The sequence below is a fragment of the Parasynechococcus marenigrum WH 8102 genome (assembly GCF_000195975.1).
In the GTDB taxonomy this organism is placed as follows: domain Bacteria; phylum Cyanobacteriota; class Cyanobacteriia; order PCC-6307; family Cyanobiaceae; genus Parasynechococcus; species Parasynechococcus marisnigri.
Genome location: NC_005070.1, coordinates 1,752,452 through 1,779,149 on the forward strand (window position 1 = coordinate 1,752,452; position 26,698 = coordinate 1,779,149).

The window sequence follows — 26,698 nt, forward strand, 5'->3', positions numbered from 1 at the left end:
TGCGCCAACACCCTACGAGTGTTTTCAAAAGGCTGGCTGCTCGGTGTAAAGCTGGTCGACCTGCGCGAGAGGCCAGCGCGCTGACACCCCAGTCCTCAAGGAACAGCCCCGGGCGCCAGCGTCCCAGCGCAACAGGGCAGCGGCACCGATCATGGCGGCGTTATCGGTGCAATACGCCAGCGGTGCCACCGAGACCCGCACCCCCACGGCGTTGGAGCGCTGTTCCAGGGTTTGTCGCAACCGGCGATTGGCCGCCACACCACCCACCATCACCAGCTCTTCAAGGCCATGGTCCATGGCACAGCGCAAACTGCGCTCCACCAGAACGTCCACCACCACCTGCTCAAAACTGGCCGCCAGATCAGCCGTCGGCAGCGGACCTGACTGAGCCTCCACGGTGCGCAGCATGGCCGTTTTCAGCCCGCTGAACGAGAAGTCATAGGGATGGAAACCTCCCTCTGGCAGGGAGATACGGCCCTTTGGCAACTTGAACCGACGGCCATCACCCCCCTCCGCCGCGGCCTGAATGGCCGGTCCACCCGGGTAGCCAAGGCCAAGCAAGCGGGCCACTTTGTCGAAGGCCTCCCCCGCAGCATCGTCGTGGCTGCGGCCAAGCCGCTCCATCGCCCCATCCGCTTCGACGCGGATCAGTTCGGTGTGCCCACCGCTCACCAGCAGCACCAAGTAGGGCAGTTGGGGGCGATGCTCCGCCAGGTGCACCGATGCCAGATGTCCTTCGAGATGGTGCACCGCCAGGAAGGGGCGATCACGCAGCGCTGACAGTGTGCGTCCGGTCACAGAGGCCACCATCAGTGCGCCAGCCAACCCTGGCGTCACCGTGGCGGCAATCGCATCCACCTCGGCGAGGGTGGAATCCGACTCGTCCAGCACCTGCTGGATCAACCCCGGCAATGCTTCCACGTGACGACGCGACGCGATCTCCGGCACAACACCACCCCAGCGGGCGTGCTCTTCAACCTGAGAGGCAATGCGTGCCGAGGAAACCTCGAATCTTCCATCGGCATCTCGCCAGACCAAGGCCGCTGCCGACTCGTCACAACTTGTTTCGAGGGCTAGGACTGATGTCATCGGGGTGGGGGCCCTCCCCTACTGTCCGCAAGTGACATCCTGCCCTTCAACAGGCAGCTTACAAACTGGAATCGTTCTGATGCGTCGTCTCTTCGCCGCCCTGCTCTCGGCCCTCCTGGTGTTCGGCTTCGCTCCCGTCGCCAAGGCTGATGTGGCCGGCCTGACCCCCTGCTCCGAAAGCGCCCGCTTCCAGCAGCGCGCCGCTGCCGCCACAACGCCCCAGGCCAAGGCTCGTTTCGAGATGTACAGCCAGGCCTCCTGCGGCGATGACGGCCTGCCCCACCTGATCGTCGATGGCCGCTGGAGCCACGCCGGTGATTTCGTTTACCCCGGAATCATGTTCCTCTACGTGGCCGGTTGCATCGGCTGGGCCGGCCGCGAGTACCTGAAGGCAACCCGGGGCAAGAACGCCGCGATGAATGAAATTCAGATCGACCTTGGCATTGCTTTCAAGAGCCTCCTTGCTGCAGCGACCTGGCCCCTAGCTGCCTTCGGTGAGTTCACCAGCGGAAAGCTGCTGGAGGACGACAACAAAGTGACCGTCTCCCCTCGCTGATCTCCACAACATTCCATCCATTAACGACCCATGCAGAAATTCCTCACCACCGCTCCAGTGGTTGCCGCCATCTGGTTCACCCTGACCGCCGGGATCCTGATCGAGTGGAACCGTTTCTTCCCCGACCTGCTGTTCCACCCCATGTGATTGGGGCCTTCTCCAATATCAAAAAAAGAGGGGGATTTATCCCCTCTTTTTTTATGCCATCAACCCAGTCCCATCAATCCTTCCAGCTTCAGCAAAGCCTGATCAAGATCGTCGTTGACCACCACAGCATCGAACTCACCCTGGGCGCTTAACTCCTCGCGAGCCCGCAGCAATCGCTGCTGGATCGCGTCCTCTGAATCGGTGCCACGGCCACGGATGCGACGCTCGAGTTCCTCAAAGCTGGGGGGTGCCAGAAAGATCTGCCGGGCCTTGGAGAAGCTGCGACGCACCTGTCTTGCTCCCTCCAGTTCGATCTCCAGCAGCACCGGCCGCCCGGCCTGCAACTGCTGCTCCACAGGGGCCCGGGGAGTTCCGTAGCAGTTTCCGGCAAATTCAGCCCACTCCAGCAATCCACCCTCTTGAACAAGGGCATCGAATCGCTCCCGGCTGTGGAAGAAGTAACTCTCCCCCTCACGCTCTCCCTCCCGAGGCGCACGGGTGGTGGCCGACACGGACACCCAGATGCTGGGGTTCCGCGCCAGAAGGCGTTGGACCAACGTTCCCTTCCCGACGCCGCTCGGCCCGGTGATCACCGTGAGGGTGCCCATGCCGTCTGACATCACTGCATCGTCGTGGCCCAGCAGAGTAGGAAGCCCCCTGAACGACGGGTGAGCAGCACGGCACGGCTTCAGTTGATGGACCTCACCACCCTGCGGGCGGTGCTGAGTGACCTTCGTCCCAAGCTGCTGCCCAGCCGGTTCGAGAAGGCTCAACAACCGGATCCAGCCACCCTGCAACTCGGGTTCCGCAGCCTGCAGGGCATGCTCTGGTTGGAGCTGAGCTGGCAAGCGGATGCTCCGCGATTGGTGCAGATCCCACCGGCTCCGCGGCAGGGTGCCGGCAGCACCCTTTCACAGCAGATCCAGCACAGCCTCCGCCAGATGGCGCTGATCGAGCTGGTTCAAACGGGGTTTGAGCGGGTGGTGGAGTTCCGGATGGCACCAAGGCCCGGCGATGCCGTTCAGCGCGTGCTGGTGCTGGAACTGATGGGCCGCCACAGCAACCTGCTGCTGCTGGGCGAGCAACGACAGGTGGTTGCCCTGGGCCGTCAGGTGCGCGACCACCAGTCCCGGGTTCGTCCCATCGGAACCGGTGATGCCTACCTCCCCCCGCCACCCCTGCAGGGACAGGCCCCCAGTTCCACGGAAGGCTTTGAGCGCTGGCGCGAGCGTCTCCGCCTCCTGCCACTGCCCTTACGCAAAGCCCTGCCGCAGGCCTACCAAGGCATCAGTCCTCCCCTGGCCAGGCAACTGGCCGGTGAGCGGCTGGCCACCTCAGTGGAGCAGCTTGAACAATCCGCATGGTGTGAGCTGCATCGCCATTGGCAGGCCTGGCTGGCCTGTCTCGAGACGGAGCAATTCAGACTTTTTCTCGATGAGGAGGGGTATCGGGTCTGGTCAAGCCATCCCGATCAATCCGGCGACGCTGAAGGCAACGAAGGGAACCTGGCCCTCGCCCTGGGTCACTGGTATCGAGCCCGGATTGACCAGCGCGATCTGCAGCGGGCCTGCGACGAGCTACGTCAGCGTCTGAGCCGCTGGCGATCCAAGGAAGACCTGGCTCTGGAGGATCAGCGCAGGCGACTGGCCGCCTGCGCCGACAGCACAGATCTGCAGCAGCAGGCTGATGCCTTGCTTTGCCTGCCCGCGCCGAATCGCGACGAAGTGGATCTGGCCCAGAAGCTCTACCGACGGGCCCGCAAGCTGCGGCGATCCAGCACCGTTCTGGAGGAGCGCATCCTTCACCACGACAGTCGGCTGCAGCTGATCAACGGCAGCGAGGCCTTCATCGATGATCTCCAGGCTGCGGCCTGGCAACCCATGGCGGCACGCCTGGAAGCCCTCAGCGATCTACGGCGGGAACTGGACGAGCTGCTCAATCCGGTGGGACGCCAGGAGCGGAAGCAGCGCCAGCAACAGGGCACACCCCAACCCCTGGAACTCACCAGCCCCAGTGGCCTCTTGCTGCAGGTGGGCCGCAACCATCGCCAGAACGACTGGATCAGCCTGCGCCAGGCCCGCAGCGGTGACCTCTGGTTTCACGCCCAGGAATGTCCCGGCAGCCATGTGGTGCTGAAAAGCTCGGCAGGTCTGGCCGATGACGATGATCTGCAGCTGGCCTGCGACCTGGCGTCATATTTCAGCCGTGCCCGAGGCAACGTGCGGGTTGCCATTGTGATGGTGCCGACGGATCATCTGCAGCGGATCGCCGGTGCCGGCCCAGGCACCGTTCGCCACAGCGGCGGGGAGGTGCGCTGGGGTGACCCACTCCGGGCCGAGACCCGACTCAGCAGCCTCGAGGCTTCTAGCCTGGCCATTAGAAAGGGCTGACGCGTCGGCCAGATCAGCCATCCCCTCCGTGCCCGACAGCTCCGACGGTCCAGTTCTCAAGCCCCCGCCACCGATCCGCATCAGCGGTGGCACCGACCCGAGCGCATTGCCCAACGAGGTGGAGATGCCTCTGGTGGATCACCTTGAGGAACTGCGCCAGCGCGTGCTGCGCAGCCTGCTGGCGGTGGTCGTTTCAGCCCTGGTCTGCCTGTTGGCGGTGAAGCCGTTGGTGCGACTGCTGGAGGTTCCGGCCCAGGGAATTCACTTCCTGCAGTTGGCCCCCGGTGAATTCCTGTTCGTGTCGCTGAAGGTAGCCGGCTACGCCGGCCTCACGCTTGCCCTTCCCTACGTGCTGTTTCAGCTGCTGGCCTTTGTGCTCCCTGGACTAACGATTCGGGAACGTCGGCTTATCGCACCCGCGGTTGCCGGATCTGCAGTGTTGTTTCTGGCGGGGATTGCTTTTGCCGGGTGGGCCCTGGTCCCTGCAGCCCTGCGCTTTCTGGTGAGCTACGGCGCCGATGTGGTCGAGCCGCTCTGGTCGATCGAGCGTTATCTGGATTTCGTTCTGTTGCTGATGCTGGCCACAGGCCTGGCCTTTCAGTTGCCGGTGCTGCAGCTGTTGCTGGGCGTGTTGGGGCTGGTGCGCTGGCGCACGATGCTGGGGGCCTGGCGTTGGGTGGTGCTGGGCTCAGCCCTCGCTGGGGCCGTGCTGACCCCCTCAACCGACCCAATCACGATGCTGTTGTTGGCGGGCGCCATCACAGCCTTGTTCCTGATCGGCGTGGGGCTGGTGGCATTCACCGAGAGCCTCAGACCAGAAACTCCCTGAGCAGGTTCTCCGCCGCAGGTCCTTCAGCTCGCAACTGAAGGCTCAGGGCCTTGCCGAGACGTGGTTTATCCCGGGTGGTGGTGATCCATTGGCGCACCTCAGCCGCCAAACCAAGACGATTCACAACATCCAGCACTTCCGCCAGGTGCTCTCGATAGGTGACTTCGTCCATGGGAAAGGACTGTTGCTCCAAATAAGCCCACATCACCTGCAGGTACAAACGCTGCCGTCGAGCCACCAGTTGAAGGTCGTAAGTCGCCCGCCAGCGCTGGCGTAGACAGCCAATCAACTCCTCAACTCCGAGGGGATCCGAGGGCGTTTCAGTGGAGAGATCAAGCACAGTTATGGCGATGCGAAGAAGGTGAAAAGGCCAGTCGTTGCAAAGCGTGACAAGAACTTAAGCGTCCATAATGATGGCTATTCCGTGCTGGATGACCGTCCGTCATGACCCAACTTTCCTCGAGCGATGTGCCCGGAATGGGTCGTCGGCAGTTCATGAATCTGCTGACCTTCGGTTCCGTCACCGGAGTTGCCCTGGGTGCTCTCTACCCCGTCGTCAATTACTTCATTCCGCCCCGCGCCGCTGGAGCTGGCGGTGGCACCACTGCGAAGGATGAACTTGGCAATGCCATCACAGCCACCGGCTGGCTGTCCTCTCACCCTGAGGGTGATCGCAGTTTGGTCCAGGGCCTCAAGGGTGACCCCACCTACCTGATTGTGGAAGGGCCCGATGCCATCGGTAGTTACGGCATTAACGCCATCTGCACCCACCTGGGCTGCGTGGTGCCCTGGAACAGCGGCGCCAACAAGTTCATGTGCCCTTGCCACGGCAGTCAGTACGACGCCACCGGCAAGGTGGTGCGCGGCCCCGCACCTCTCTCCCTTGCTCTGGCCAACGTGAGCGTCGAGAACGACAACGTCTTTGTGAGCCAGTGGACTGAAACCGATTTCCGCACGGGCGATAAGCCCTGGTGGGCCTGATCCCTTCTCCTTCGCGTTCCCTTCTTCCCTCACCGTTTCCATGCGTCGCCACCTTTCCCTTCTGATCGGATCCCTGGTGCTCGGCCTGAGCCTGCTGATCGCCCCCGCCGCCAGCTGGGCCTACCCCTTCTGGGCTCAACAGAATTACGACAGCCCCCGGGAAGCCACCGGCAAGATCGTCTGTGCCAACTGCCACCTGGCCAAGAAGCTGACTCAGGCCGAAGTTCCCCAGTCAGTGCTCCCCGACACGGTGTTCACCGCCAGCGTCAAGATCCCCTACGAGGAGGGTCTGCTGGAGATCGGTGCCGATGGCAGCGACGTGGGCCTTCAGGTCGGTGCGGTGGTGATGCTGCCCGATGGCTTCACCCTTGCGCCTCAGGATCGCTGGACCGAGGAGATGAAAGAGGAGACCGAAGGGGTCTATTTCTCGCAGTACAGCGACGACCAACCCAACATTCTGCTAGTGGGCCCGATCCCCGGCGATCAGCACCAGGAAGTGGTCTTCCCGCTGCTGTCCCCCGACCCCGCGACCGACAGCAACATCCACTTCGGCAAATACCAGCTCCATGTGGGCGGCAACCGTGGCCGCGGCCAGGTGTACCCCACCGGTGAGAAGAGCAACAACGCTGTTTACACAGCCCCTGCCTCAGGCTCTGTTGCTGCCATTGAGGACGGAGACAATGGCTCCAGCATCCTCACCATCAACACCGCCGATGGCGCGGCTGTGACGGAAACCATCCCCGTTGGTCCTCAGCTGCTTGTCAATGTTGGCGACAACGTTGAAGCCGGCGCTGCACTAACCAACGACCCCAATGTGGGTGGCTTCGGCCAGGTTGATGCCGAGATCGTTCTGCAGAACCCCGTTCGGATCTACGGCCTGCTCGCTTTCTTCGCAGCTGTTGCCTTGGCCCAGATCATGCTGGTGCTGAAGAAAAGACAGATCGAAAAGGTTCAGGCTGCTGAGGGCAACTTCTGATCCAGATGTTCACATCACCAGGGCCCGTTCTGTTTCAGTTCGGGCCGCTCACCCTTCGCTGGTACGGACTTCTGATCGCCATGGCCGTGCTGATCGGATTGAATCTTTCCAGTCGCCTGGCGCAGTCCCGCAAGCTTGAGAACGGGTTGATCAGTGATCTTCTCCCACTGCTGGTGTTGTTCTCTGTGATCGGAGCAAGGCTGTATTACGTCGCTTTCGAGTGGCATAACTACGCCAACCAACCGATCAAGGCTTTGGCGATCTGGGAGGGAGGGATCGCCATCCACGGGGCACTGATCGCCGGAACTCTCACGCTGATCCTGTTCTGTCGCTGGCGTAGTCAGCCCTTTCTGGATGTTCTTGACGTGCTGGCCCCCTCTGTAGCGCTAGGGCAGGCCATCGGTCGATGGGGGAACTTCTTCAACTCCGAAGCCTTCGGTGTTCCAACGGACCTTGCCTGGAAGTTGTTCATCCCCTACGCCAATCGGCCCGTGATCTACGCCGACGCCGAGTTTTTCCACCCAACTTTCCTGTATGAGTCGATCTGGAATCTGCTGCTGTTCGTGCTGCTGCTCGTCCTCTTCCGCTGGGGAAGCCGAGAGCGTCAGAACTTTCCAGCAGGAACTCTCAGTTGTGTGTACCTGATCGGTTACAGCCTGGGGCGCATCTGGATCGAGGGACTCCGCATCGATCCTCTCTGCGTGGGAGCGCTGCCACCCGCCTGTGAGGGTGGTGTTCGCATCGCCCAGTTGATGAGTGCCATGCTGATGGTTCTGGGTGGATTGGGACTGTGGTGGTTGAAGCGGCGACAACAACAGCTTCCAGTGTCAACCAACCGCTGACTCACCCTGTTTGTTTTGTTGGGGGAGGTCCAGGGGCTGCAGATCTCCTGACCCTTCGTGCCGCTGAGCGCATTCGTCAGGCTGATGTTCTGATCTGGACTGATTCCCTGGTTTGCCCCCAGATCACAGCGCTTGCTCCTGATCATTGCGAAAGGATCCGCACCAGCACACTGACGCTGGAAGAGGTGATCCCCCTGCTGATCGATCGACAACGACAGGGGGCAAAGGTCGTGCGTCTGCACGACGGTGACACTGCCTTCTACAGCGCGATCAACGAACAGATCTGTGCTCTGAATGACGCCGACATTCCGGTGGAGGTGGTCCCCGGAGTAAGTGCCTATCAAGCGGCCGCGGCCGGACTCTCCAGCGAACTCACCATTCCAGGAGTGGTTCAGACGATTGTTCTTGGTCGCGCCGGGGGCCGCACGGGGGTTCCGCCGTCAGAAGAGCTCGATCGGCTCGCAGGGCTCGGCGCCAGCCTTTGCCTCTATCTCAGTGCCCGTCATATCGACGACGTGCAGGCCACCCTTCAACGGCACTACCCCGACGACACCCCGGTGGCCATTGCCTACCGGGTGAGCTGGCCCGATGAATGGATGTCCGTGGTCCCTTTGGCGCAGATGGCCGCTGCCAGCAAGGAGCGCCAACTGATCCGCACAACCCTATACATCATCAGTCCGGCACTCAACGGAGGTCAGCAACGGTCCCGTTTGTATTCACCAGATCACGACCACCTGTTCCGACAAAGACACTGAGGGTGGTGGTTTAAAATTGGGTTGTGCGGGCGATTAGCACAGTGGTAGCGCACTTCCTTCACACGGAAGGGGTCACTGGTTCGAATCCAGTATCGCCCATGTTTGCCTTGGAGTTGTTACGCCTTCTGCGTGACGACAATCTGTCAACTCGTCTTTATCGACCTACCTTCCGAGTGTTCTGACGCAAGTCTTCCGGATGAGCGGAAGCCAAAACAACGCAGGCTCCACCCAGCCGTCCGGGATCAGGGCTGTTGGCGCTTCGATCCGTGAGGGTCGTGAGTCCCGTTCGATGAGCCGTGATGAGCTGGCCCAGCGATTAAACATGGGTTGTGAACAACTGGAGGCACTGGAGCAGGGGGATCTCCAGCATTTGCCAGAACCTGTGTTCGTTAAGGCGATGGTGCGACGGCTCGCCAGTCACTTGGGACTTGATGCCGATGATCTGGTGGCGCAACTGGGTCCTGTCCCAAGTCCAGCGACAAACAACAAAACGACGCCATCACAACAATCAACCCGTGAACAATCCTCTGCAACACGATGGATCTCCGTCCTGTTGTCGCTAACGGCAATGATCGGCTTGGGTAGCTGGGCTCGTCGTCTGCTGCCTGAAACCATCAGTCCTGCCATCGGCCAATCAGCCAGCATCAAGGCCATACAGGAACCGGTGGTGCAATCCACGGCTGACTTGTCTCAAGAGGACATCCGGATTGTTCCAGCTGGATCAACCACCGCTTCGATCACCCTTGACTGCACAGAACCGTGTTGGATCGCCCTGCGGCGCGATGGATCTGTTGAATTCGAGGGGATGCTGGAGACATCCAGAACAGTGGAGAACTCCGAAGGCGTTGAGATCTATCCCGGTCGTCCGGATCTGGTGACGCTGCGTCGAGCTGGAGACGAACCGATCACCCTCGGCAGCATCAACGACCTGCGCTGGTACTCGCTCAACCCTGAACGCTGACCCGAAGTTTCACTCCGGAAGCCTCACGAACCACTTCCGCGCAGCTCTCCAGACTCCACTGCTCCAGGCTCAGGTTCTGGTTGAGTCGCTCCGGCACAAGCACCAGATCGAGCACATCCGGTGTGGTGTTCACCCGCAACGACGCCACCACAGGCTCTGGTCGACGGTCAAGGGCTGCGGCCAAACGCAACAGCAGAGCCATTTCGCTGACGCGACGACGGTTGTCACGCGTCACCAGCGCCTGCCAGGACTCATGCCGTTTCTTGGGAAGACTGCGGCGGTGATAGCGGGCAATCGCCGCCACCATCAGATGCTCCGCCTCGGAATAGCCAAGAAGCTCGCCATGACGGATCAAGTACCAGGAGTGCTTGTGATACGCACTGAGGTTGATGTGCTGTCCGCAGGCATGAAGCATCGCGGCAGCCCAGAGCAACTCACGTCCCTGGCCATCGTCCTGGTGCATCAGGCCCTCCGTGGCGTCATACAAACTCAGGGCATGGGTGGCCACCCGTTCGGCTCGCCGCTGGTTCACGGCAAAGCGCTGCACCTGATGAATCACCGTGCGCTGCCGAATGCTGCTCTGAAAACTGAAGCGGTCCTCAAGCAGGCCATGGCGCAGCATCCAATCAACGATCAGTCCCTCCCGCAGCGCCCGTTCACTGAGAACGAGTTCATCCACGCCGAGCATCTGCATGGTGGTCTGCAGAATCAGGGCCCCGGGCACGATGATTTCGGCCCTTCGGTCATTGATCGGCGATAGATCCCGTCGCTGCTCCGGAGTCATCGTCACCAGCTTCTCGACCACCCGATCAAGCCGCTGCCGCGACACCCGATAGCCGTGCAGTTTCAACGGAGGGCGATCGTCCTCACTAGCCGCCAGTGCCCCAATGGCCATGGCCGTGCCGCTTGTGGCCACCAGAACAGGAATTTCCCCGGGTTTGATCCGCCGGTGCACCTTGTCGACGGCCGGCTCCAGGGAGCCCTGGATGAAGGCCTGCAGGAACGAACGACGCTGGGGGGGGATTGGATCGTCCTTGACGAAATCCCGTTGCAACCGCACCGCACCCACCCGGGTGCTGGTGAGGGCTCGGGCATCGCGTCCATCGGCCAGGATCAGTTCCGTCGATCCGCCACCGATGTCCAGAAGCAGGTGGGGGCGATCTCCGAAGGACATACCGGACAGCACCCCGAGATAAATCAGACGGGCCTCCTCCGGGCCACTGACCAGGTCCACATCCATGCCGAGACCGTCCTGGATGCTCTGGAGAAACTCCCGACCATTGGGAGCCTCCCGCACGGCGCTGGTGGCTGCGGTCACGATCTGCTCAACGTCGTGACTGATCGCTAGGTCCCGGAAACGTCGCAGCGTTTCGTAGCCGCGCTGCATACCCGCCGGCGTGAGTTCGCCGCTATCCGGATCCCGCTCCCCGAGTCGTGTGGTCGACTTCTCCGCCTGTTCGATGCTGAAGGTGCCCAGGGTGGTGTCAACGGAGGCCACCAGCAGATGAGTGGAGTTGGTGCCGATGTCGATGGCGGCCACCCGGCGGGTCTGGGCCGACGATCTCGTCGGTTGCGACCCTGCCGGAGCCTTTGATTCAGACACAGCGTCCAGCATCGTCGGCCCTGTCCAGGAGTCGATCCACTTTGCCACCGAAGGTCGTTCTCGCCAGGCGCTGACTAGGGTTCTTCAAATCTTCGGGCTCCGTGGACAGCATTCGTGAACGCCTTGGCCCCTGGCTTGAACTGCTGCGCTGGACCAAGCCGACCGGTCGCCTGATCCTGTTGATTCCCGCCGGTTGGAGCCTTTGGTTGTCCCCCTCAGCACCGCCGGGACTGGATCTGCTTCTGCAGATCGTGGTTGGTGGCCTGGCTGTGAGTGGTGCCGGCTGCATCGCCAACGATCTCTGGGACCGCCGTTTTGATGGCCGGGTGGAACGGACCAAACAGCGTCCCCTGGCCAGGGGTGCGATCCGGCCGACATCAGCCCTCGTGCTGTTGATCGTTCTGCTGTCCCTCAGCCTTGCCGTGGTTCTCAGCCTTGATGAAGCCAGCCGGCAGCTGTGCCTGCTGCTCTCCATCGGCGCCCTGCCAGCGATCCTGCTCTATCCCTCCGCCAAGCGCTGGTTCGCCTACCCCCAGGCGGTGCTGGCCTTCTGCTGGGGCTTTGCCGTGCTGATCCCCTGGGCTGCAGCTGAACGGAGCCTGACCCTGCAGCCGGCCCTGATCGGTTGTTGGCTGGCCACGCTTCTGTGGACCTTTGGCTTCGACACGGTTTATGCCATGGCCGACCGCCGTGATGATGCGTTGATCGGTCTCAACAGCAGTGCATTGAGCCTGGGGAACCGAGCCGTCGTCACCGTCAGAGCCTGTTACGTGTTGACGGTCGTCGCTCTTGGGGTGGCCGCCGCCAGCGCAGGGGTTCATCCACTGTTCTGGATCTTCTGGCTCGGCGCCTCCCTGCTGATGCAGATCAGTTGCCAATCCTTGAATCACAGGAACGCCACCATGGCCAGCTTTGGCCTGCACTTCCGCCGTCAGGTCCAGCTGGGCAGCCTGCTGCTGCTGGGGCTGATCGTGAGCCGCGGGCTATCCGGATGAGCGCGATGCAGACAGCCATCCCTCTCCGCCCGGGAGACACCGTCGCCACGGTGGCGCCGAGCTCGGCCCTGGAGGACGACCAACGCCTGCAGGAGGGTCTGGCGGTGCTCAGGGGCTGGGGGCTGTGCCCCTTGGAGCAGAACGTGAGCGCGCGTCGTTGGGGGCACCTGGCTGGAACCGACCAAGAGCGCTTCAGCGACTTATGCCATGAGGCGCCACTGCTGGCCTGTGCCCGGGGCGGCTGGGGATCGGCACGGCTGCTGGAACGGTCCATTCGATGGAAACCAGGCTGGCTACTGGGCTTCTCTGATATCACCTCTTTGCTCTGGTCCAGGTTGAAAGCAGGGTTGGCTGGCGGCATTCACGGCCCGCTCCTCACCACCCTCGGGGCGGAACCGGCGTGGAGCCAGGAACGGTTGCGTCAGCTGCTGTTCGGAGAGACACCTCCAGCGCTGAAGGGGGAACCACGGGGAGGAGGGCAGACCACAGGTCCCTTGATCGCAGCCAACCTCACCGTGGCCAGCCACCTGCTCGGTTCTGATCACGTGCCGGAGCTTCAGGGCGCCATCCTGATTCTTGAAGATGTAGGCGAGGCGCCGTATCGAATCGACCGGATGCTGACCCACTGGAGATTGTGCGGTGCACTTCAACAGCTCGGCGGCATTGGCTTCGGTCAATTCGAAGGATGCGACCGCAACCTGGATGACCTGCTCACCACAACTCTCGAGGCAGTGCTCGACGAGCGCACCGCCGATCTGAACATTCCCGTGGTGAAGAACCTTCCGGTTGGCCACATCTGCGGCAATGCCGCCTTACCGATGGGGCAGCTGGCCTGCCTCGACGGCAACCTCGGCAGCCTCAGTCTTGTTGCCTGAGGGCAAGCACTGCTTCGGCGACGTTGAGGTCAAACGGTGTGGTCACTTTGATGTTCGACGGTCCTGCATCCAGCACCTGCACTGGCCAGCCCAAGCGTTCGTACAGCGACGCGTCATCGGTGACAGTCCACCCATTGGCCTCAGCCTCGGCATGGCCATGGCGCAACTGGTCCACCTGGAAACCCTGAGGGGTCTGAGCCGCCCAGAGCTCCGAGCGGTCCGGCGTGTCTGTAATCACGCCATCGGCATCCACCCGTTTGATCGTGTCGGTGACGGGGGTTGCCGCGATCAGAGCCTGACCCGATGCCAGGGCCATCGCGCAGCGATCGAACAGTGCCGGTTCCGCCAGGCAACGGGCGCCGTCATGGATCAGCACCTGCTCAGCAGCCTCCGGCAAGCCCGCCAGTCCGCGCAACACCGACTCCTGCCGCGTGCTGCCGCCCTGGATCCATGTCACCGGCTTGTTGGCATCTCGCACGAGGTCAAGGATCGGTTCGCGATCGATCTCCTGACCCACCACACCGATCCATTGAATGTGTTCAGCAGCCAACGCCGCCTTCAGCGTCCAGGCGATCACAGGCTTCCCGGCCAATGGCAACAGAAGCTTGTTGCGATCCGCGCCCATGCGGCGACCACTGCCCGCTGCGGCGATCAACAGATGCACAAGCGACTCCTGCCGCAGGCAGGCCGAAACGGCCTCCATACAATCAGCTCGCACCACGCCCTTAGGCGAGTCCATGCGTGTTCTTGCTCTCAGCCCTGGCCCGCTGGCGCTGCAACTCGATCGACTGCCTGCTCTGGTCAGCCTTTGCGAACAGGTGGGAGCCACCCTGCAGGTGGCCTGCGCCCCAACCTGTCGCGGGGCCTGGGACTTGATTCCCCAGGTGGAGAAGATCCTCCCCTTCGATTTCGAGGCATCACCCACCCTGGCGGACTGGGCCAACCTGCTGGGCTGCGTGCGCGAGCCCGATTTTCAGGTCTGCCTCAACTTCGCTGAAGGACAGCAGGTGAACCTGATGCTGTCGATGAGTCACATCCCCACGCGCATCGCCAGCAGTGGCTTTTCCAGCACCGAGATCATCTCCCCCGGCGAGGGCTGGTGTGCCCAGCGCCTGGCCAGCTTCTTGAAACCACTGGGCTGCACCCTGGATGCGGACCGCTTCAGCCTGGCCCTCTCCAGCAAGGATCTCGATGCCGCCCGCGCCGAGCAACCCGCTGGCGAAGGCCCGATGCTGCTGCTCGCTCCTGCTGGCTCGACAGGGGATTGGCCGGAACAGCGCTGGACATCACTGCCTGAGTCCATTGCGCAGCGCCTTAAGGGACTGCGCACCTTGCAGCTGAGTCCTGAGCTGCCACTGAACCGTCGTGCAGCGGCTGTCGCCAGCTCCGATGTGGTGCTCAGCAGCTGTCCGGTGACCCAGCGGCTGGCGGTCTACAACGGCGTGCCGCTGGTGGCGCTGGGAGCACAACCTGAAAACCTTCCCAACCGTCCGGAGATTCGCTGTCTGGGGCACCAAGCTGATCTCAGCGCCCTGAAAGATGGCGAGGTGCTGCAGGCCCTCGGGTTCTGACCGCTGCTGATGTCCCAGGGCTCCCGACGCCGGACGAGCCGACGCCAGCTCAAGCTGCTGGCAGCCCCCTGGCGCGGTCCCTTCAGCGCCCTATCGGCCGTGATCCTGATCGGTGCGATCGGTTACCGCCTCACGGAAGGCTGGGATTGGGGGGACTGTCTGTGGATGGTGCTGATCACCATCAGCACCATCGGCTACGGGGAGGTGGAAACCCTCTCCCCAGCTGGACGGCTGGTGACGGTTCTGATCGTGGTCGGTGGCCTGATCGTTGTTCAACTGGCCATTCAGCGGGTGCTTGGCCTGAAGGACGCCGGTTATTTCCGCAGACTGCAGGAGTTCCGCATCCACCGCATGCTGGAAAGCCTGCATGATCACGTCATCCTCTGCGGCTACGGGCGCATCGGTCAGGAGATCGCAGCCCAGCTGCAGCGTGATCAGATTCCCCTCGTGGTGATTGAGACCGACCCGGATCGTCGGGATGTTGCAGAAGCCAATGGACTGCAGCTGCTTCAGGCGGATGCAACCCTCGATGAAACGCTCCTGGACGCTGGCCTGGAACGCTGTCAAAGCCTGGTGGCCGCCCTGCCTGGAGATGCCTCGAATCTGTACGTGATCCTCAGCGCCCGGGGGTTGAACCCCAGCTGCAGGCTCATTGCGCGAGCCAACAGCGATGAAGCCGCCACGAAGCTGCGGCTCGCCGGCGCCACGGTTGTGGTGAGTCCCTATGTGGCCGGTGGTCGGGTGATGGCGGCCTCCGCACTGCGTCCCCTGGCCCTGAATTTCATGGAGCTGCTGGCGGGGTCGGATTTCGAAATCGAGGAGTTCCAGCTCAGCCGCGACCCTTTGGATCTGATGGACATCCGAGGAAGAAGCATGGCGGAACTGGAACTGGGCCGCCGCAGCGGAGCTCTCGTACTTGCCATCCGAGACGGGAGTGAGCTGATCGCCAACCCTGGCGGGGAAACCCAATTGGCCCCCGGCCAACTGTTGATCGTGCTGGGCAGCAAGCCGCAACTCAAGCGTTTTCAGGCCTTGCTTGGCGAGGCGGTCGACAGCATCGAAACCATGGCGAGTTGAGCCGGCTCCAGGCGCATCCCTACGATCCTCCGATCACAGCAGCCGCCATGCTCAGCTCCGCCTCCCTCGACGGTCAGACCGCATTGGTGACAGGAGGCGGACGTGGCATCGGCAAAGCCATCGCCCTGGCCCTCGCCGAAGCCGGTGCTGAGGTGGTGGTGAACTACGCCAATTCCGCTGGCGCCGCCGACGAGGTGGTGGCCAGCATCAACGCTGCCGGTGGGAAGGCCTACGCCCTGAAGGCCAACGTCTCCATCGAAGAGGAGGTGGACGGACTGATCAAGGCAGTGCTGGAGCGCAGCGGCCGCCTGGACGTTCTGGTGAACAACGCCGGCATCACCAGAGACGGCTTGCTGATGCGGATGAAGACCAGCGACTGGCAAGCGGTGATCGACCTGAACCTCAGCGGAGTGTTTTTGTGCAGCCGCGCTGTCGCACGGCCGATGTTGAAGCAGAAAAGCGGCCGCATCATCAACATCACCTCCGTGGTGGGGCTGATGGGGAATGCCGGTCAGGCCAATTACGCCGCTGCCAAGGCCGGTGTGATCGGCCTGACCAAAAGCACCGCCAAGGAACTGGCCAGCCGGGGCATCACCGTTAATGCCGTCGCCCCTGGCTTCATCGCCACGGACATGACCAAGGATCTGGACGCCGACGCCATCCTCAAAGACATTCCCCTGGGCCAGTTCGGCACCCAGGAACAAGTGGCCGGAGCCGTGCGCTTTCTTGCGGCGGATCCAGCTGCTGCCTACATCACCGGTCAGGTGCTGCAGGTGGATGGCGGCATGGTGATGGCCTGATCGGTCAGGAATCCAGCGGCTGAGCCAGCTCCTCCCGCAGGCGTCGGATGCGTTGCAGCAGGCGCAATCGCCGGCTTCGTTCCGTCGCCGTGAGAAAAATCCGCAGCGGGACGTAAACGAGGGCCATGGAGCCGGCCAACCCCGCCATCAGGACAAAGAACAGCGTGCCGTTGTCACTCATGTGCGGACGTTAATGAGGGTGCGTGATGCCGACAGGAGCGGAGGCGCTCCAATTCGGCTTTCCCCACCGTTGCCCCCCTGTTGAATGCCTCATGTGCTGTGGGACAGTGACTGGCGGCGGACCCGAGATCATGGCCAAACTCCTTTCCTTCTCTGACGAATCCCGCAGCGCCCTGGAACGGGGCGTTGATGCCCTGGCTGACGCCGTCCGCGTGACCATCGGCCCACGGGGCCGCAACGTGGTGCTAGAAAAAAAATTCGGCGCTCCCGACATCGTCAATGACGGCGACACCATCGCCCGAGAGATTGAACTGGATGATCCCTTCGAGAACCTCGGGGCCAAACTGATCCAGCAGGTTGCTTCACGCACCAAGGACAAGGCCGGCGACGGCACAACCACGGCCACGGTGCTGGCCCAGGCGATGGTGAGGGAAGGTCTGCGCAACACAGCTGCAGGCGCCAGCCCGGTGGAGCTACGCCGTGGCATGGAAAAAGCTGTCGCACAGGTGGTGGATGGCCTCCAGCAGCGCAGTCAGCCCGTAGCGGGAGATGCCATCCGTCAGGTGGCCACCGTCAGTTCCGGTGGTGACGACGAAGTGGGTCGGATGATTGCCGAAGCCATGGATCGCGTCAGCGCAGATGGGGTGATCACCGTTGAGGAATCCAAATCCCTGGCCACGGAGCTTGAGGTCACTGAAGGCATGGCCTTCGATCGCGGCTACAGCTCTCCCTATTTCGTAACTGACGCCGATCGTCAGATCTGTGAGTTCGAAAATCCGCTGATCCTGCTCACCGATCGCAAGATCAGCGCCATTGCTGATCTGGTTCCCGTGCTTGAGGCGGTTCAGAAGAGTGGTTCTCCTTTGCTTGTCCTGGCCGAGGAAGTGGATGGTGAAGCCCTGGCGACCCTCGTGGTGAATCGCAACCGCGGCGTGCTGCAGGTGGCGGCCGTCCGTGCCCCATCCTTCGGCGAACGTCGCAAAGCGGCCCTGGCCGACATCGCCATCCTCACCGGTGGAACACTGATCAGCGAAGACAGGGCCTTGACCCTGGACAAGGTCCAGCTGTCTGACCTCGGCAAGGCCCGTCGCGTCACCATTAGTAAGGAGAACACCACGATCGTGGCCACGGATGATCACCGTGCCGCCGTCGCAGACCGCGTCGCAGCGATCAAGCGGGAACTCGATGCCACCGACTCCGACTATGACCGCGAAAAGCTGAACGAGCGCATCGCCAAACTCGCCGGCGGCGTTGCTGTTATCAAGGTCGGTGCCCCAACGGAAACGGAACTCAAGAACCGCAAGCTGCGGATTGAGGATGCCCTGAACGCCACGCGTGCAGCGATCGAAGAAGGCATTGTTCCCGGTGGTGGAACAACACTCCTGCAACTGGCCGATGGGTTGAACGGCCTTGTCGAGCAGCTGGAGGGCGATCAGCGCACCGGGGTTGAGATCCTGCAGCGTGCCCTGGTGGCACCGGTGCATCACATCGCCACAAATGCCGGACACAATGGCGACGTGGTGATCGAAGCCATGCGCAACAGCGGTCAGGGGTTCAATGCCCTCACGGGCACCTACGAGGATCTGATGGCCGCCGGCATTGTCGATGCCGCCAAGGTGGTGCGTCTCGCCGTTCAGGATGCTGTTTCGATCGCCTCGCTGCTGATCACCACGGAAGTGGTGATCGCCGATAAGCCTGAGCCAGAGGCTCCCCCTGTCGATGGCGGCGGTGACCCCATGGGAGGCATGGGTGGAATGGGCGGCATGGGCATGCCTGGCATGGGCGGTATGGGTGGCATGGGCATGCCCGGGATGATGTGATCAGCCCCCCATCTCTCGGCAGTAGGCCTGCACCTGCAGGTCCACGCCGGTGATGGCCGTTCCAACAACAACGTTGTCCGCGCCTGCATCGAGAGCAGAGCGGGCTGCCGTTGGCGAGGCGATTCCCCCTTCACAGATCAAGCGAACCGACGTTTTCAGCTCCTTCCGCAACTCCGGCAGCAGGGCCAGAGCTGGGGGTGACTTGTCAGCTGTGACCTCGGTGTAGCCATACAGCGTGGTTCCAACCCAGTCGCAGCCCAGCTCGGCAGCACGGATGCCGTTGGCGACACTGTCCACATCGGCCATCAGCGGAGCCCGCAACTCAGACCGGCAACGCTGAATCAACGCCTCCAGCCGTTGCCCCTCAGGCCGATGACGCTGGGTGGCATCCAACGCGATGACATCGGCGCCAGCGGACCACACCGCTTGAATCTCTCTCCACCCCGACGTGATGTAGACAGAACTGTCTGGGAACGTGCATTTCCACAGTCCAATGATCAGCGCATCAGGGCAGCGGCGTCGCACGGCCCCGATATGCTCAGGACTCTCCAGACGAACCCCAACAGCACCACAGCGCAGTGACGCCTCTGCCATTGCGGCGATGACCTGGGGATCGCGCATCGGAGACCCTTGGGGGGCCTGCACCGAAACGATCAGTCCCTGGTCAAGCCGCTCGTTGGTTGGGATCATCAGCGATCAGGAGACCTTGGGGACGCTGTCATCGTCAGACACCAGCCATCTCCGTAGAGATCGGGGTGTGCTCAGCGGCGGAGCCGTCACCTCCTGGAGCTCATCAACCGGATCATCAACGGACATCGTCGGCTCATCGAGTGCTCGGCTCACCTCGCTGAAAGATTCCCGCAGAACATTCGAGAACCGCTCGAATGCCCCCGGCTGATCGGCAACAGGCTCGGCCTCTTCAACCGGATCAACACGTGAAAACTCCGGCAGCGTGTCCACACCGAACCGATGCACCCATTGGCTGCGCAAAAGCAGCAATCGCTTCTGATCATCGGCGGCGTGAGCGGCGTTCAGTTGGCCGGCGAGGATGGTCTGACGCTGAGACGGAGGCTGAAACGGAGAGGTGAGCACGGGTCAAGACAGCTTGCGATTGAGCAGAGGGCGGATCAGAAGGAAGAGTCCAACGGTGAGAGCAACAAGGATGCCAAGACAGCCGAAACCGGTCACATCGCCGTAAGGGGCCTCCAAAAGAACCAGCGAAAGATCCAGTGGACCGCGATAGGCGGCACGGATGGGTTCAATCGCGAAGGTAAGGGGATTCAGGGCCGCAAGCCAGCCCAGCCAGGAGGGCATGAACGACAGCGGAGCCAAAGCCGTGCTGGCGAACAACAGCGGCAGGTTGGCCACGAAGATCACAGCGATCAGCTCGATGTGACCCGGCAGTGCGAAGGCCAGACCGAGGCTGAGGGCTGTGACTGCAAACACCAGCAGCAGCAGGGTCACCAGCACCAACACAAGACCAGCCCCGCCCGGCCAGCCGTAACCCAGCGCTGCAGCCGTCAACATGATGGCCAGGCTCTGAAGAAGGCTGAGGGCAGTGATATAAGTCACTGAAGCCAGCACGATCGAACTTCGACTGCGCAATGGCGCCACCAGAAGCCGATTGAGGAAACCGAACTCCCGGTCGAACATCACCGGCAATCCGGCATTCAAGGCGCCGCTGAATGCGGTGAAGACAATCACGCCAGCGCCGAGGAATCTCCCGTAGCTCATGCCCCCAGGCAGCAGGCCCTCCGGTGCATTGGCGAACAGGGCGCCGAACAGGATCAACCAGATCAACGGTTGAAGGATGCCGGCGATCAGGGTGGAGGGACGACGCAGCAACTGAAGGAACAGCCGGCGCGTCAGCGCCACTGTTTCCTGAATGAGCTCCGACAGAGCACCGGAGTCGTCTGCGAGGGAAGGAAGGATTGGAGAGGTCATGAGCAAATGGCGGACTCAACGCATGGACTGGCGCTTTTCCTGTTTGAGGTCGCGCTGACCGGCCAGGGCCAGCTCCGCATCCATCAGGGTCCGGCCCGTCGCTTGAAGGTAGACGTCATCAAGGCTGGGACGGCTTTGAGCAAGGGCGAATACCGGCACTCCCTGATGGTCAAGGCATTGGCGAACACTGTTGATCACAGCTTCCCCATCGATCACCAGGTTGAGCGAAAACCCCTGAGCACGGTTCACCACCACCTGACGGACCCCGTCCAGGGGCCGCAGCAGTGCGCTCACACGGTCCGCTTCTGCGGCATCACTGAACTCCCGCACCCGCAGCGTCACGCGATCGCCCCCAAGCTGCTGTTTCAACCCATCCGGGGTGCCTTCTGCGATCACCCGTCCGGAATCGATGATCGCCATTCGATCCGCAAGGGCTTCGACCTCCTCGAGGTAGTGGCTGCTGAGCAACACGCTGGTGCCCTGACTGACCAGCCGGCGTAGCAGATCCCAGATGGCCGATCGGCTCTCGATATCCAGGCCCACGGTGGGCTCATCCAGCACCAGAAGGCGTGGCCGATGCAGCAGACCCGCCGCCAGATCCAGGCGGCGCCGCATTCCTCCGGAATAGGTGCCGCAGCGTCGGTCCACCCAATCCCCCATGGCCAACAGCTCGATCAGATCAGCCATCCGCTGATCACGATCGGCGCGTTGCAGGTGATAAAGATCACCCTGCAGCTGGAGAAGTTCACGCCCGGTGAGGATTTTGTCGATAGCCACCTCCTGAGCCACGTAGCCGAGATGCCGTCGCACAGCTCTGGGATGCTTCAGAGCATCAATACCAGCCACCTGGACAGACCCCGCATCGGGTTCCAGCAGCGTGGCCAGGATGCGAAGTGTTGATGTTTTCCCTGCGCCATTCGGCCCCAGAAGGCCATACAGACAGGCCTCAGGCACCTCAAGGTTGAGGTCCTCAAGCGCCACAACAGAGCCGTAAGCCTTGTGCAGGTGCCGAAGTTCAATCAGTGGCATCGCACAGCCATCCCAGAGACGGAATCTAAGAACCGATCAAACGATCGGCAGCTGCTGCAGAACGAACATCACCTGCTGATCAAAGCTCGAGGCGAGATCGGTGCGGCTGAGGATCAGCAACAGACAGATGCCGAACAGATAAAGGATTGACCAACGAAACAGTCCCTTGGCAGCCATCAGGCTGTCGGGATCCATCGACAGGCGCTGCACCATTTGAATCAGTCGTCCGTTAAAAGGAAGCAAAATCAACCCGTAGAAGACACCTCCCGTTGGCAGGGCCAGGACACCGAATCCGCTCAACAGCACCGTGGCCCAGCCGTAGCGACGGATCGCACGGGCTGTGACCACGGGACCCTTCACCACAGGCAGCATCGGGATGCCGACAGCTCGGTAGTCCTCACGCAGCAACAGCGCCAGCGCCCAGAAATGAGCAGGTGTCCAGACCATCACGAGCGCGAACAGCCACCAGCCCCCCAATCCCACGTGGCCGGTCGCCGCGGCAGCTCCCACCAGCGGAGGGATCGCCCCTGCAACACCACCGATGACGATGTTCTGCGTTGTCCGGGGTTTGAGCAGAGCTGTGTAGAGCAACACATAGCTGCAAAGCCCAAGCAGAGACAGACCAGCCGCCAGGCAGTTCACGCCGCTCACCAGCAACATCGCCGCCGCCAGGGTGCAGGCGATGGCGCCGATGAAGGCACTCGTCGGGGAGAGGCGTCCAGACGGCAGGGCTCTGCCACTGGTGCGCGCCATGCGGCCATCAAGGTCCTGTTCCCATAAACAGTTCAGAACTCCAGCTGCTGCCGAGGCCAGGGCACCGCCTCCAAGGGTGCAGACCAGACGTGGAGACGACAGGGGCCATCCCTCGGTGAGAGCCATGCCGCCAAGGGTGGTGGCCAGAAGCAGAGGGATCAGCCTTGGCTTGGCCACTTCAAGCCAAGGGGGGAGCTTGACCCGTTTTCGTGAGGGAACGACCTGATCGCGGGTGGGCAGGGCAGCGGAAATGGCTTCAGCCATGACAGGGCTCCAGAGAGGAGTCGTCGAGGACGACAGGACAGGGGACAGCAGCAACAAACGCAGGGCAGCGCACCAGCAGCGCCGCCAGAACACCCACCAGCAGCGCCGCCACCAGCTGATGGGCCACCGTGACCAGGGGCTGATCCAGCCCGAGTCGGAACGTGGTGATGCCGAGGCTCACCTGGGTGGTAACCAGCAGCACCGCTGAGAGGAGCAGAGGCCACTGACGGCGGCTCCACCCACCGGCCAACAAGGCCACCAGCACGAACAGCAGAACAAAGCCCGCGACAGGAGTTGCAGCGGAGCGATGCCAGACCAGCCAGCGGCAGGCCTCACCGCCGGCGAGACAGCGCTGGGCAGCCCAGGAGGTGGCCATGCGCGCACCGAGGAGGCACTGGCTCACCACCCCAACGAGGGCAAGGGCTGACAGGGGACGCCACCACCAGGGTGGCTGCCCATCGCCGGATTGCAGCAGACGCTGCGTCAGTCCGCTGAGCAGTGCCACAAGCGTCAGCGCCAGAGCCAGGTGAGCCGTGACGACTCCCGAGGGGAGCAGCTGCAGCACCGTCAGAGCTCCGAGGCCACCCTGCAGAACAACCAGCAACACCAACAGTCCGCTCATCCAGGGGAGCCATCGAGGCAGAGATCGCCTCCACACGACGGAGACGACGGACATCACCACCAGAGCGATGCCGATGACAAAGGCGTCAAGGCGGTGAAACCACTCCAGAAACACCTGAAGGTTCATCTGGCGCCCAGGCAGGAACGTCCCGTAGCAAAGGGGCCAATCCGGACAGGCCAGACCCGCCTCCATAACGCGGGTTGCGCCACCGATCACCACAAGCGCGATCACAGCGACAAGTAGATGAGACGACAGGCGCCCAAGACGGCGTCGCATTGGAGTCGTAGCTGAAAACATCATCGACAGTCCATCTCAAGACCCTGCGAAGGCCTGCTCGGAACGTAGCGATGTCTTTTTGAACGTCACCTTGTGTGGACCTCTGCAACACCATCAGCCTCCCGAAGGTGCACCTTTGCTGACACAACCAGCGGCTTAAGAAACAATCCATGGAGAAGCTGAATTGGCTCCATACGCTGAGAGGAGTTGGGGATTGGAGCCATGCAGATCCCATCAGCCATCGTCACCCTGGTGATCGGAATGCTCCTCGCCTTAGGGGGGCTTTGGATCGGCCAGAACATCAATCTTCTGCCGATTGATGCCAGCGTGAATGCACCGATTTACGACGAGCTCTTTCAGGTTCTGTTCACAATCGGAACAATCCTATTCGTGGGCATCGTTGGGCTTCTTGTTTACAGCTTGATTCGTTTTCGTCGACGAAGTGGCCAGCTCGGCGACGGAATCGCCATCGAAGGCAATCTCCCCCTGGAGATTTTCTGGACAGCAGTACCGGCGATTGTTGTGCTGTTCGTTGGCCTCTACAGCTACGACATCTACGACCGCATGGGCGGGATGGTACCGCTGGCTCACGACCACATGGCTGTGAGCGGTGAAGAGCGCATCTGGGGAGGCATCAGCTCCGGCTCAACGCTGACAGACAACACCTCAGCAACTGCACTGCCCATTGATGTGACTGCAATGCAGTTTGCCTTTCTCTTTCATTACCCAGAGGGAGACATCACAGCTGGAGAGCTGCACGTACCCGCCAATCGGCCAGTGACCCTCCACATGGAGGCAAAGGATGTGATTCATGCCTTCTGGGTTCCGGAGTTTCGTCTCAAGCAGGACGTGATTCCTGGGCAACCGACCCAACTCAGCTTCACGGCCACGCGACCCGGTCGTTATCCGATCGTCTGCGCAGAGCTCTGTGGCCCGTATCACGGAGGCATGCGTTCCACCGTGGTTGTTGACGAACCGGACGAATGGGATGCCTGGTTCAGCAGCAACGCCAAAACGGAAGACACCACCACAACCTGATTCGATGACTGTTGCCATCCCACCTCAGACCAGCTCATCCAGCCCAAGGCTTCAACCGACTGGCTGGCTTCGCTATTTCAGCTTCAGCGTCGATCACAAGGTGATCGGCCTGCAATACCTGGTCTGCGGCTTTCTCTTCTATTTGATCGGAGGAGCCCTCGCCGGGGCGATTCGTACGGAACTGGCCAGTCCGGTCTCGGACTTCATGGCCAGGGACGTTTACAACCAGGTCCTCACCCTGCATGGGACCGTCATGATCTTTCTTTGGATCGTGCCGGTGGTGAATGGCGCCTTCGGCAACTACCTGATTCCCTTTTATGTGGGTGCCCGGGACATGGCGTTCCCACGACTCAATGCGGTGGCATTCTGGCTGATTCCCCCAGCGGGGCTGATGCTGATCACCAGCTATTTCCTGACTGGTGCTGCGCAGTCCGGCTGGACCGCCTATCCCCCGTTGAGCATCACCACTCCTGCCACAGGTCAGATCATCTGGATTCTGAGTGTGCTTCTGCTGGGGGGAAGTTCCATCTTTGGCGGCATTAATTTCATCGCGACGATTCTCAAACTGCGTCGCCCGGGGCTGAAGTTGATGCAATTACCGATGTACTGCTGGGCGATGCTGGGCACCAGCATTTTGGTGGTTCTTTCAACCCCTGTGTTGGCGGGAACACTGGTGTTGCTCAGTTTCGACATTGTGGCCCACACCGGCTTTTTCAACCCGACACTGGGGGGGAACGTTGTCGTTTATCAACACCTGTTCTGGTTTTATTCCCACCCGGCGGTGTACATCATGGTGCTGCCGGCCTTCGGCCTGGTGAGTGAAATCCTCCCCGTCCACGCGCGCAAGCCCCTGTTCGGCTACGTGACGATGGTCTATTCGATCATGGCCATCGTGGTGCTCGGCCTCGTCGTCTGGGCCCACCACATGTTCACCAGCGGCACACCGCCTTGGATGCGGTTGTTCTTCACCATCGCCACCGCCTTCATCGCCGTACCGACGGGGATCAAATTCTTCAACTGGCTGGCCACCCTCTGGGGCGGGCGCATCACCCTGAACAGCGCCATGTTGTTTTCCTGCGGGTTCATCGTCAATTTTGTGCTGGGGGGGATCACCGGTGTGGCACTGGCTCAGGTGCCTTTCGACATTCATGTGCATGACACCTACTTCGTGGTGGCCCATTTCCACTACATCGTCTTCGGTGGGTCGGTGTTCGTGATCTTCGCCTCGGTTTACCACTGGTATCCAAAGTTCACGGGCCGCATGCTCAATGAAGACCTGGGGCGGCTCCACTGCGCCCTCACCTTCATCGGCTTCAACCTCTGCTTTGGTCCGCAGCACTGGCTCGGGCTGAATGGCATGCCACGTCGTGTCGCCGAATACGACCCGCAGTTCACCCTGATAAATCAGATCAGTTCCGTCGGGGCACTGCTGATGGCCATCAGCACCCTGCCATTCCTCTGGAACGTGGTGCAGAGCGCCCTCAGCGGCAAACCTGCCGGAGACAACCCCTGGAATGCCCTGACACCGGAATGGCTCACCAGCTCACCACCACCGGTGGAGAACTGGATCGGTGAAGCGCCTCTCGTGGAAGAGCCCTACGGCTATGGCGTTCCCATGGATCAACTTGACCTGACCGCCACCAGCGGTCGCGACCTCTGGAGCAGCGGCAAATGACCTCGACACTCCCCGTTCAGCCGGAGAGCTCCCATGCAAGCGACTCCCACGGGCATGAGGAACACGCCGACTACCGCATGTTCGGCCTGGCCACCTTTCTCGTCGCTGATGCGATGACCTTCGCCGGGTTCTTTGCGGCCTATCTCACCTTCAAGGCCGTCAATCCTCTTCCTGAGGGAGCCATCTATGAGCTGGAGCTGCCACTGCCCATCCTCAACACCGTGTTGTTGCTGGTGAGCAGTGCCACATTTCACAAGGCCGGGCAGGCCATCCGCCAGAACCTGCAAGGCCGTTGCCGCAACTGGCTGCTCGTGACGGCAGGGTTAGGGCTCGCGTTTCTGGTGAGTCAGATGGTCGAGTACTTCACCCTCCCCTTTGGCCTGACGGACAACCTGTACGCAAGCACTTTCTTCGCCGCCACGGGCTTCCACGGATTGCACGTCACTCTGGGCGCTCTGATGATCCTGATTGTCTGGTGGCAAGCTCGCGCCAATGGTGGTCGTGTGACGGCTGAGGATCACTTCCCCCTCGAAGCGGCCGAGCTGTACTGGCACTTCGTGGATGGAATCTGGGTCATTCTGTTCGTCATCCTCTATTTGCTCTGATCGCTTGTCAGGGCTTGGATGCATGGCCACAATTCAGTTGAATTG

The 26,698-nt window shown here is 61.8% G+C and carries 30 protein-coding genes and 1 tRNA gene; 19 read left to right on the top strand and 12 right to left on the bottom strand.

Going from position 1 to position 26,698, the window contains the following annotated elements; all coding sequences use genetic code 11:
* Nucleotides 1–24: 24 nt before the first annotated feature.
* Entirely contained in the window at nucleotides 25–1,089 is a 1,065-nt protein-coding gene (gene tsaD, locus TX72_RS09235; protein WP_011128693.1) for a tRNA (adenosine(37)-N6)-threonylcarbamoyltransferase complex transferase subunit TsaD, read from the bottom strand.
* A gap of 79 nt (nucleotides 1,090–1,168) precedes the next feature.
* On the opposite strand from tsaD, the gene TX72_RS09240 reads away from it, so the two are divergent.
* Both TX72_RS09240 and psaJ read left to right on the top strand, forming a co-directional pair.
* A complete protein-coding gene (locus TX72_RS09240) occupies nucleotides 1,169–1,645 on the top strand; it encodes a photosystem I reaction center subunit III (PsaF) (RefSeq protein ID WP_011128694.1) in 477 nt (158 codons plus the stop codon).
* Nucleotides 1,646–1,675: 30 nt separating this feature from the next.
* Nucleotides 1,676–1,792 (top strand): photosystem I reaction center subunit IX, encoded by a 117-nt coding sequence (psaJ, locus tag TX72_RS09245; protein ID WP_007098612.1) that lies wholly within the window; start codon nucleotides 1,676–1,678, stop codon nucleotides 1,790–1,792.
* A 59-nt stretch (nucleotides 1,793–1,851) separates the two neighbouring features.
* On the opposite strand, the gene gmk is transcribed toward psaJ, so the two are convergent.
* The gene (gene gmk, locus TX72_RS09250; protein WP_011128695.1) at nucleotides 1,852–2,400 is read right to left on the bottom strand and encodes a guanylate kinase; all 549 of its coding nucleotides are present in this window, start codon (nucleotides 2,398–2,400) and stop codon (nucleotides 1,852–1,854) included.
* A gap of 87 nt (nucleotides 2,401–2,487) precedes the next feature.
* On the opposite strand from gmk, the gene TX72_RS09255 reads away from it, so the two are divergent.
* On the top strand, nucleotides 2,488–4,182 hold the full coding sequence (locus TX72_RS09255) for an Rqc2 family fibronectin-binding protein (RefSeq protein WP_042504411.1): 1,695 nt from the start codon (nucleotides 2,488–2,490) through the stop codon (nucleotides 4,180–4,182).
* Between the two features lie 124 nt (nucleotides 4,183–4,306).
* Nucleotides 4,307–5,011: a twin-arginine translocase subunit TatC gene (tatC, locus tag TX72_RS09260; RefSeq protein ID WP_173358526.1), complete on the top strand. Its 705-nt coding sequence runs from the start codon at nucleotides 4,307–4,309 to the stop codon at nucleotides 5,009–5,011.
* Here tatC and TX72_RS09265 read toward each other — a convergent pair.
* Nucleotides 4,992–5,351: a DUF3067 family protein gene (locus tag TX72_RS09265; RefSeq protein ID WP_011128698.1), complete on the bottom strand. Its 360-nt coding sequence runs from the start codon at nucleotides 5,349–5,351 to the stop codon at nucleotides 4,992–4,994. The two genes, tatC and TX72_RS09265, sit on opposite strands and share 20 nt — an antisense overlap.
* A gap of 104 nt (nucleotides 5,352–5,455) precedes the next feature.
* Here TX72_RS09265 and petC point away from each other — a divergent pair, with 104 nt between their 5' ends.
* From petC to TX72_RS09295, 6 genes are all read left to right on the top strand, one after another.
* Nucleotides 5,456–5,992, top strand: coding sequence for a cytochrome b6-f complex iron-sulfur subunit (petC, locus tag TX72_RS09270; RefSeq protein WP_011128699.1), 537 nt, complete (start codon nucleotides 5,456–5,458; stop codon nucleotides 5,990–5,992).
* Between the two features lie 40 nt (nucleotides 5,993–6,032).
* On the top strand, nucleotides 6,033–6,968 hold the full coding sequence (gene petA / locus TX72_RS09275; protein WP_011128700.1) for a cytochrome f: 936 nt from the start codon (nucleotides 6,033–6,035) through the stop codon (nucleotides 6,966–6,968).
* 5 nt (nucleotides 6,969–6,973) lie between these two features.
* Nucleotides 6,974–7,810: a prolipoprotein diacylglyceryl transferase gene (lgt, locus tag TX72_RS09280; protein WP_011128701.1), complete on the top strand. Its 837-nt coding sequence runs from the start codon at nucleotides 6,974–6,976 to the stop codon at nucleotides 7,808–7,810.
* Nucleotides 7,807–8,565 carry a precorrin-4 C(11)-methyltransferase gene (cobM, locus tag TX72_RS09285; RefSeq protein WP_011128702.1) on the top strand — a complete coding sequence of 253 codons (759 nt, stop codon included), beginning with the start codon at nucleotides 7,807–7,809 and terminating at the stop codon, nucleotides 8,563–8,565. The genes lgt and cobM overlap by 4 nt, the downstream gene beginning before the upstream one ends.
* A gap of 27 nt (nucleotides 8,566–8,592) precedes the next feature.
* Nucleotides 8,593–8,664: transfer RNA gene (locus TX72_RS09290), tRNA-Val, on the top strand.
* A gap of 97 nt (nucleotides 8,665–8,761) precedes the next feature.
* Entirely contained in the window at nucleotides 8,762–9,526 is a 765-nt protein-coding gene (locus TX72_RS09295; RefSeq protein WP_011128703.1) for a helix-turn-helix domain-containing protein, read from the top strand.
* On the opposite strand, the gene TX72_RS09300 is transcribed toward TX72_RS09295, so the two are convergent.
* Nucleotides 9,510–11,141 carry a Ppx/GppA phosphatase family protein gene (locus TX72_RS09300; RefSeq protein ID WP_011128704.1) on the bottom strand — a complete coding sequence of 544 codons (1,632 nt, stop codon included), beginning with the start codon at nucleotides 11,139–11,141 and terminating at the stop codon, nucleotides 9,510–9,512. The two genes, TX72_RS09295 and TX72_RS09300, sit on opposite strands and share 17 nt — an antisense overlap.
* Before the next feature lie 89 nt (nucleotides 11,142–11,230).
* Here TX72_RS09300 and TX72_RS09305 point away from each other — a divergent pair, with 89 nt between their 5' ends.
* Nucleotides 11,231–12,124, top strand: coding sequence for a 4-hydroxybenzoate polyprenyltransferase (locus tag TX72_RS09305; protein ID WP_011128705.1), 894 nt, complete (start codon nucleotides 11,231–11,233; stop codon nucleotides 12,122–12,124).
* A complete protein-coding gene (locus TX72_RS09310; protein WP_011128706.1) occupies nucleotides 12,121–12,999 on the top strand; it encodes a S66 peptidase family protein in 879 nt (292 codons plus the stop codon). The genes TX72_RS09305 and TX72_RS09310 overlap by 4 nt, the downstream gene beginning before the upstream one ends.
* Here TX72_RS09310 and ispD read toward each other — a convergent pair.
* A complete protein-coding gene (gene ispD / locus TX72_RS09315) occupies nucleotides 12,983–13,663 on the bottom strand; it encodes a 2-C-methyl-D-erythritol 4-phosphate cytidylyltransferase (protein WP_011128707.1) in 681 nt (226 codons plus the stop codon). The two genes, TX72_RS09310 and ispD, sit on opposite strands and share 17 nt — an antisense overlap.
* 73 nt (nucleotides 13,664–13,736) lie before the next feature.
* Between ispD and TX72_RS09320 the strand changes: the two genes are divergently transcribed.
* The 3 genes from TX72_RS09320 to fabG are packed head-to-tail and all read left to right on the top strand — an operon-like array spanning nucleotide 13,737 to nucleotide 16,447.
* Complete coding sequence (locus tag TX72_RS09320; protein WP_011128708.1) at nucleotides 13,737–14,570, top strand: glycosyltransferase family 9 protein; 834 nt, start codon at nucleotides 13,737–13,739, stop codon at nucleotides 14,568–14,570.
* Nucleotides 14,571–14,579: 9 nt separating this feature from the next.
* Nucleotides 14,580–15,647, top strand: coding sequence for a potassium channel family protein (locus TX72_RS09325; protein ID WP_011128709.1), 1,068 nt, complete (start codon nucleotides 14,580–14,582; stop codon nucleotides 15,645–15,647).
* A 47-nt stretch (nucleotides 15,648–15,694) separates the two neighbouring features.
* Nucleotides 15,695–16,447, top strand: coding sequence for a 3-oxoacyl-[acyl-carrier-protein] reductase (gene fabG, locus TX72_RS09330; RefSeq protein ID WP_011128710.1), 753 nt, complete (start codon nucleotides 15,695–15,697; stop codon nucleotides 16,445–16,447).
* Nucleotides 16,448–16,451: 4 nt separating this feature from the next.
* Here fabG and TX72_RS14505 read toward each other — a convergent pair whose 3' ends face one another.
* Nucleotides 16,452–16,628: a hypothetical protein gene (locus tag TX72_RS14505; RefSeq protein ID WP_011128711.1), complete on the bottom strand. Its 177-nt coding sequence runs from the start codon at nucleotides 16,626–16,628 to the stop codon at nucleotides 16,452–16,454.
* Nucleotides 16,629–16,758: 130 nt separating this feature from the next.
* On the opposite strand from TX72_RS14505, the gene groL reads away from it, so the two are divergent.
* A complete protein-coding gene (gene groL, locus TX72_RS09335; protein ID WP_011128712.1) occupies nucleotides 16,759–18,447 on the top strand; it encodes a chaperonin GroEL in 1,689 nt (562 codons plus the stop codon).
* Here groL and TX72_RS09340 read toward each other — a convergent pair whose 3' ends face one another.
* Genes TX72_RS09340 through TX72_RS09365 form a run of 6 tightly spaced genes read right to left on the bottom strand, consistent with a single transcriptional unit; the run spans nucleotide 18,448 to nucleotide 23,359 of the window.
* On the bottom strand, nucleotides 18,448–19,137 hold the full coding sequence (locus TX72_RS09340) for an N-acetylmannosamine-6-phosphate 2-epimerase (RefSeq protein WP_011128713.1): 690 nt from the start codon (nucleotides 19,135–19,137) through the stop codon (nucleotides 18,448–18,450).
* A 6-nt stretch (nucleotides 19,138–19,143) separates the two neighbouring features.
* A complete protein-coding gene (locus TX72_RS09345; protein ID WP_011128714.1) occupies nucleotides 19,144–19,539 on the bottom strand; it encodes a hypothetical protein in 396 nt (131 codons plus the stop codon).
* A gap of 3 nt (nucleotides 19,540–19,542) precedes the next feature.
* Entirely contained in the window at nucleotides 19,543–20,391 is an 849-nt protein-coding gene (locus tag TX72_RS09350; protein WP_011128715.1) for an ABC transporter permease, read from the bottom strand.
* Between the two features lie 15 nt (nucleotides 20,392–20,406).
* Nucleotides 20,407–21,420, bottom strand: coding sequence for a daunorubicin resistance protein DrrA family ABC transporter ATP-binding protein (locus TX72_RS09355; RefSeq protein WP_011128716.1), 1,014 nt, complete (start codon nucleotides 21,418–21,420; stop codon nucleotides 20,407–20,409).
* Nucleotides 21,421–21,456: 36 nt separating this feature from the next.
* The gene (locus tag TX72_RS09360) at nucleotides 21,457–22,437 is read right to left on the bottom strand and encodes a heme o synthase (protein WP_011128717.1); all 981 of its coding nucleotides are present in this window, start codon (nucleotides 22,435–22,437) and stop codon (nucleotides 21,457–21,459) included.
* The gene (locus TX72_RS09365) at nucleotides 22,430–23,359 is read right to left on the bottom strand and encodes a COX15/CtaA family protein (protein WP_011128718.1); all 930 of its coding nucleotides are present in this window, start codon (nucleotides 23,357–23,359) and stop codon (nucleotides 22,430–22,432) included. The genes TX72_RS09360 and TX72_RS09365 overlap by 8 nt, the downstream gene beginning before the upstream one ends.
* A 198-nt stretch (nucleotides 23,360–23,557) precedes the next feature.
* Between TX72_RS09365 and coxB the strand changes: the two genes are divergently transcribed.
* From coxB to TX72_RS09380, 3 genes are read left to right on the top strand one after another with little or no spacing between them, the layout of a single operon-like run.
* Nucleotides 23,558–24,373, top strand: coding sequence for a cytochrome c oxidase subunit II (gene coxB, locus TX72_RS09370; RefSeq protein ID WP_011128719.1), 816 nt, complete (start codon nucleotides 23,558–23,560; stop codon nucleotides 24,371–24,373).
* Between the two features lie 4 nt (nucleotides 24,374–24,377).
* On the top strand, nucleotides 24,378–26,048 hold the full coding sequence (gene ctaD / locus TX72_RS09375) for a cytochrome c oxidase subunit I (protein ID WP_042503770.1): 1,671 nt from the start codon (nucleotides 24,378–24,380) through the stop codon (nucleotides 26,046–26,048).
* Nucleotides 26,045–26,653 carry a cytochrome c oxidase subunit 3 gene (locus TX72_RS09380; protein ID WP_011128721.1) on the top strand — a complete coding sequence of 203 codons (609 nt, stop codon included), beginning with the start codon at nucleotides 26,045–26,047 and terminating at the stop codon, nucleotides 26,651–26,653. Before ctaD ends, TX72_RS09380 begins: the two co-directional genes overlap by 4 nt.
* Nucleotides 26,654–26,698: the final 45 nt, after the last annotated feature.

Excerpts from the sequence above, each read along its gene's own strand:
- TX72_RS09240 (WP_011128694.1), top strand. The coding sequence starts at position 1,169 with ATGCGTCGTCTCTTCGCCGCCCTGCTCTCGGCCCTCCTGGTGTTCGGC.
- TX72_RS09255 (WP_042504411.1), top strand. The coding sequence starts at position 2,488 with ATGGACCTCACCACCCTGCGGGCGGTGCTGAGTGACCTTCGTCCCAAG.
- TX72_RS09365 (WP_011128718.1), bottom strand. The coding sequence starts at position 23,359 with ATGATGTTTTCAGCTACGACTCCAATGCGACGCCGTCTTGGGCGCCTG.
- psaJ (WP_007098612.1), top strand. The coding sequence starts at position 1,676 with ATGCAGAAATTCCTCACCACCGCTCCAGTGGTTGCCGCCATCTGGTTC.
- fabG (WP_011128710.1), top strand. The coding sequence starts at position 15,695 with ATGCTCAGCTCCGCCTCCCTCGACGGTCAGACCGCATTGGTGACAGGA.
- gmk (WP_011128695.1), bottom strand. The coding sequence starts at position 2,400 with ATGGGCACCCTCACGGTGATCACCGGGCCGAGCGGCGTCGGGAAGGGA.
- TX72_RS14505 (WP_011128711.1), bottom strand. The coding sequence starts at position 16,628 with ATGAGTGACAACGGCACGCTGTTCTTTGTCCTGATGGCGGGGTTGGCC.
- lgt (WP_011128701.1), top strand. The coding sequence starts at position 6,974 with ATGTTCACATCACCAGGGCCCGTTCTGTTTCAGTTCGGGCCGCTCACC.
- TX72_RS09360 (WP_011128717.1), bottom strand. The coding sequence starts at position 22,437 with ATGGCTGAAGCCATTTCCGCTGCCCTGCCCACCCGCGATCAGGTCGTT.
- TX72_RS09320 (WP_011128708.1), top strand. The coding sequence starts at position 13,737 with ATGCGTGTTCTTGCTCTCAGCCCTGGCCCGCTGGCGCTGCAACTCGAT.
- petA (WP_011128700.1), top strand. The coding sequence starts at position 6,033 with ATGCGTCGCCACCTTTCCCTTCTGATCGGATCCCTGGTGCTCGGCCTG.
- groL (WP_011128712.1), top strand. The coding sequence starts at position 16,759 with ATGGCCAAACTCCTTTCCTTCTCTGACGAATCCCGCAGCGCCCTGGAA.
- TX72_RS09325 (WP_011128709.1), top strand. The coding sequence starts at position 14,580 with ATGTCCCAGGGCTCCCGACGCCGGACGAGCCGACGCCAGCTCAAGCTG.
- TX72_RS09310 (WP_011128706.1), top strand. The coding sequence starts at position 12,121 with ATGAGCGCGATGCAGACAGCCATCCCTCTCCGCCCGGGAGACACCGTC.
- ctaD (WP_042503770.1), top strand. The coding sequence starts at position 24,378 with ATGACTGTTGCCATCCCACCTCAGACCAGCTCATCCAGCCCAAGGCTT.
- tsaD (WP_011128693.1), bottom strand. The coding sequence starts at position 1,089 with ATGACATCAGTCCTAGCCCTCGAAACAAGTTGTGACGAGTCGGCAGCG.
- TX72_RS09295 (WP_011128703.1), top strand. The coding sequence starts at position 8,762 with ATGAGCGGAAGCCAAAACAACGCAGGCTCCACCCAGCCGTCCGGGATC.
- TX72_RS09350 (WP_011128715.1), bottom strand. The coding sequence starts at position 20,391 with ATGACCTCTCCAATCCTTCCTTCCCTCGCAGACGACTCCGGTGCTCTG.
- petC (WP_011128699.1), top strand. The coding sequence starts at position 5,456 with ATGACCCAACTTTCCTCGAGCGATGTGCCCGGAATGGGTCGTCGGCAG.
- TX72_RS09380 (WP_011128721.1), top strand. The coding sequence starts at position 26,045 with ATGACCTCGACACTCCCCGTTCAGCCGGAGAGCTCCCATGCAAGCGAC.
- TX72_RS09355 (WP_011128716.1), bottom strand. The coding sequence starts at position 21,420 with ATGCCACTGATTGAACTTCGGCACCTGCACAAGGCTTACGGCTCTGTT.
- TX72_RS09340 (WP_011128713.1), bottom strand. The coding sequence starts at position 19,137 with ATGATCCCAACCAACGAGCGGCTTGACCAGGGACTGATCGTTTCGGTG.
- tatC (WP_173358526.1), top strand. The coding sequence starts at position 4,307 with ATGCCTCTGGTGGATCACCTTGAGGAACTGCGCCAGCGCGTGCTGCGC.
- TX72_RS09300 (WP_011128704.1), bottom strand. The coding sequence starts at position 11,141 with ATGCTGGACGCTGTGTCTGAATCAAAGGCTCCGGCAGGGTCGCAACCG.
- coxB (WP_011128719.1), top strand. The coding sequence starts at position 23,558 with ATGCAGATCCCATCAGCCATCGTCACCCTGGTGATCGGAATGCTCCTC.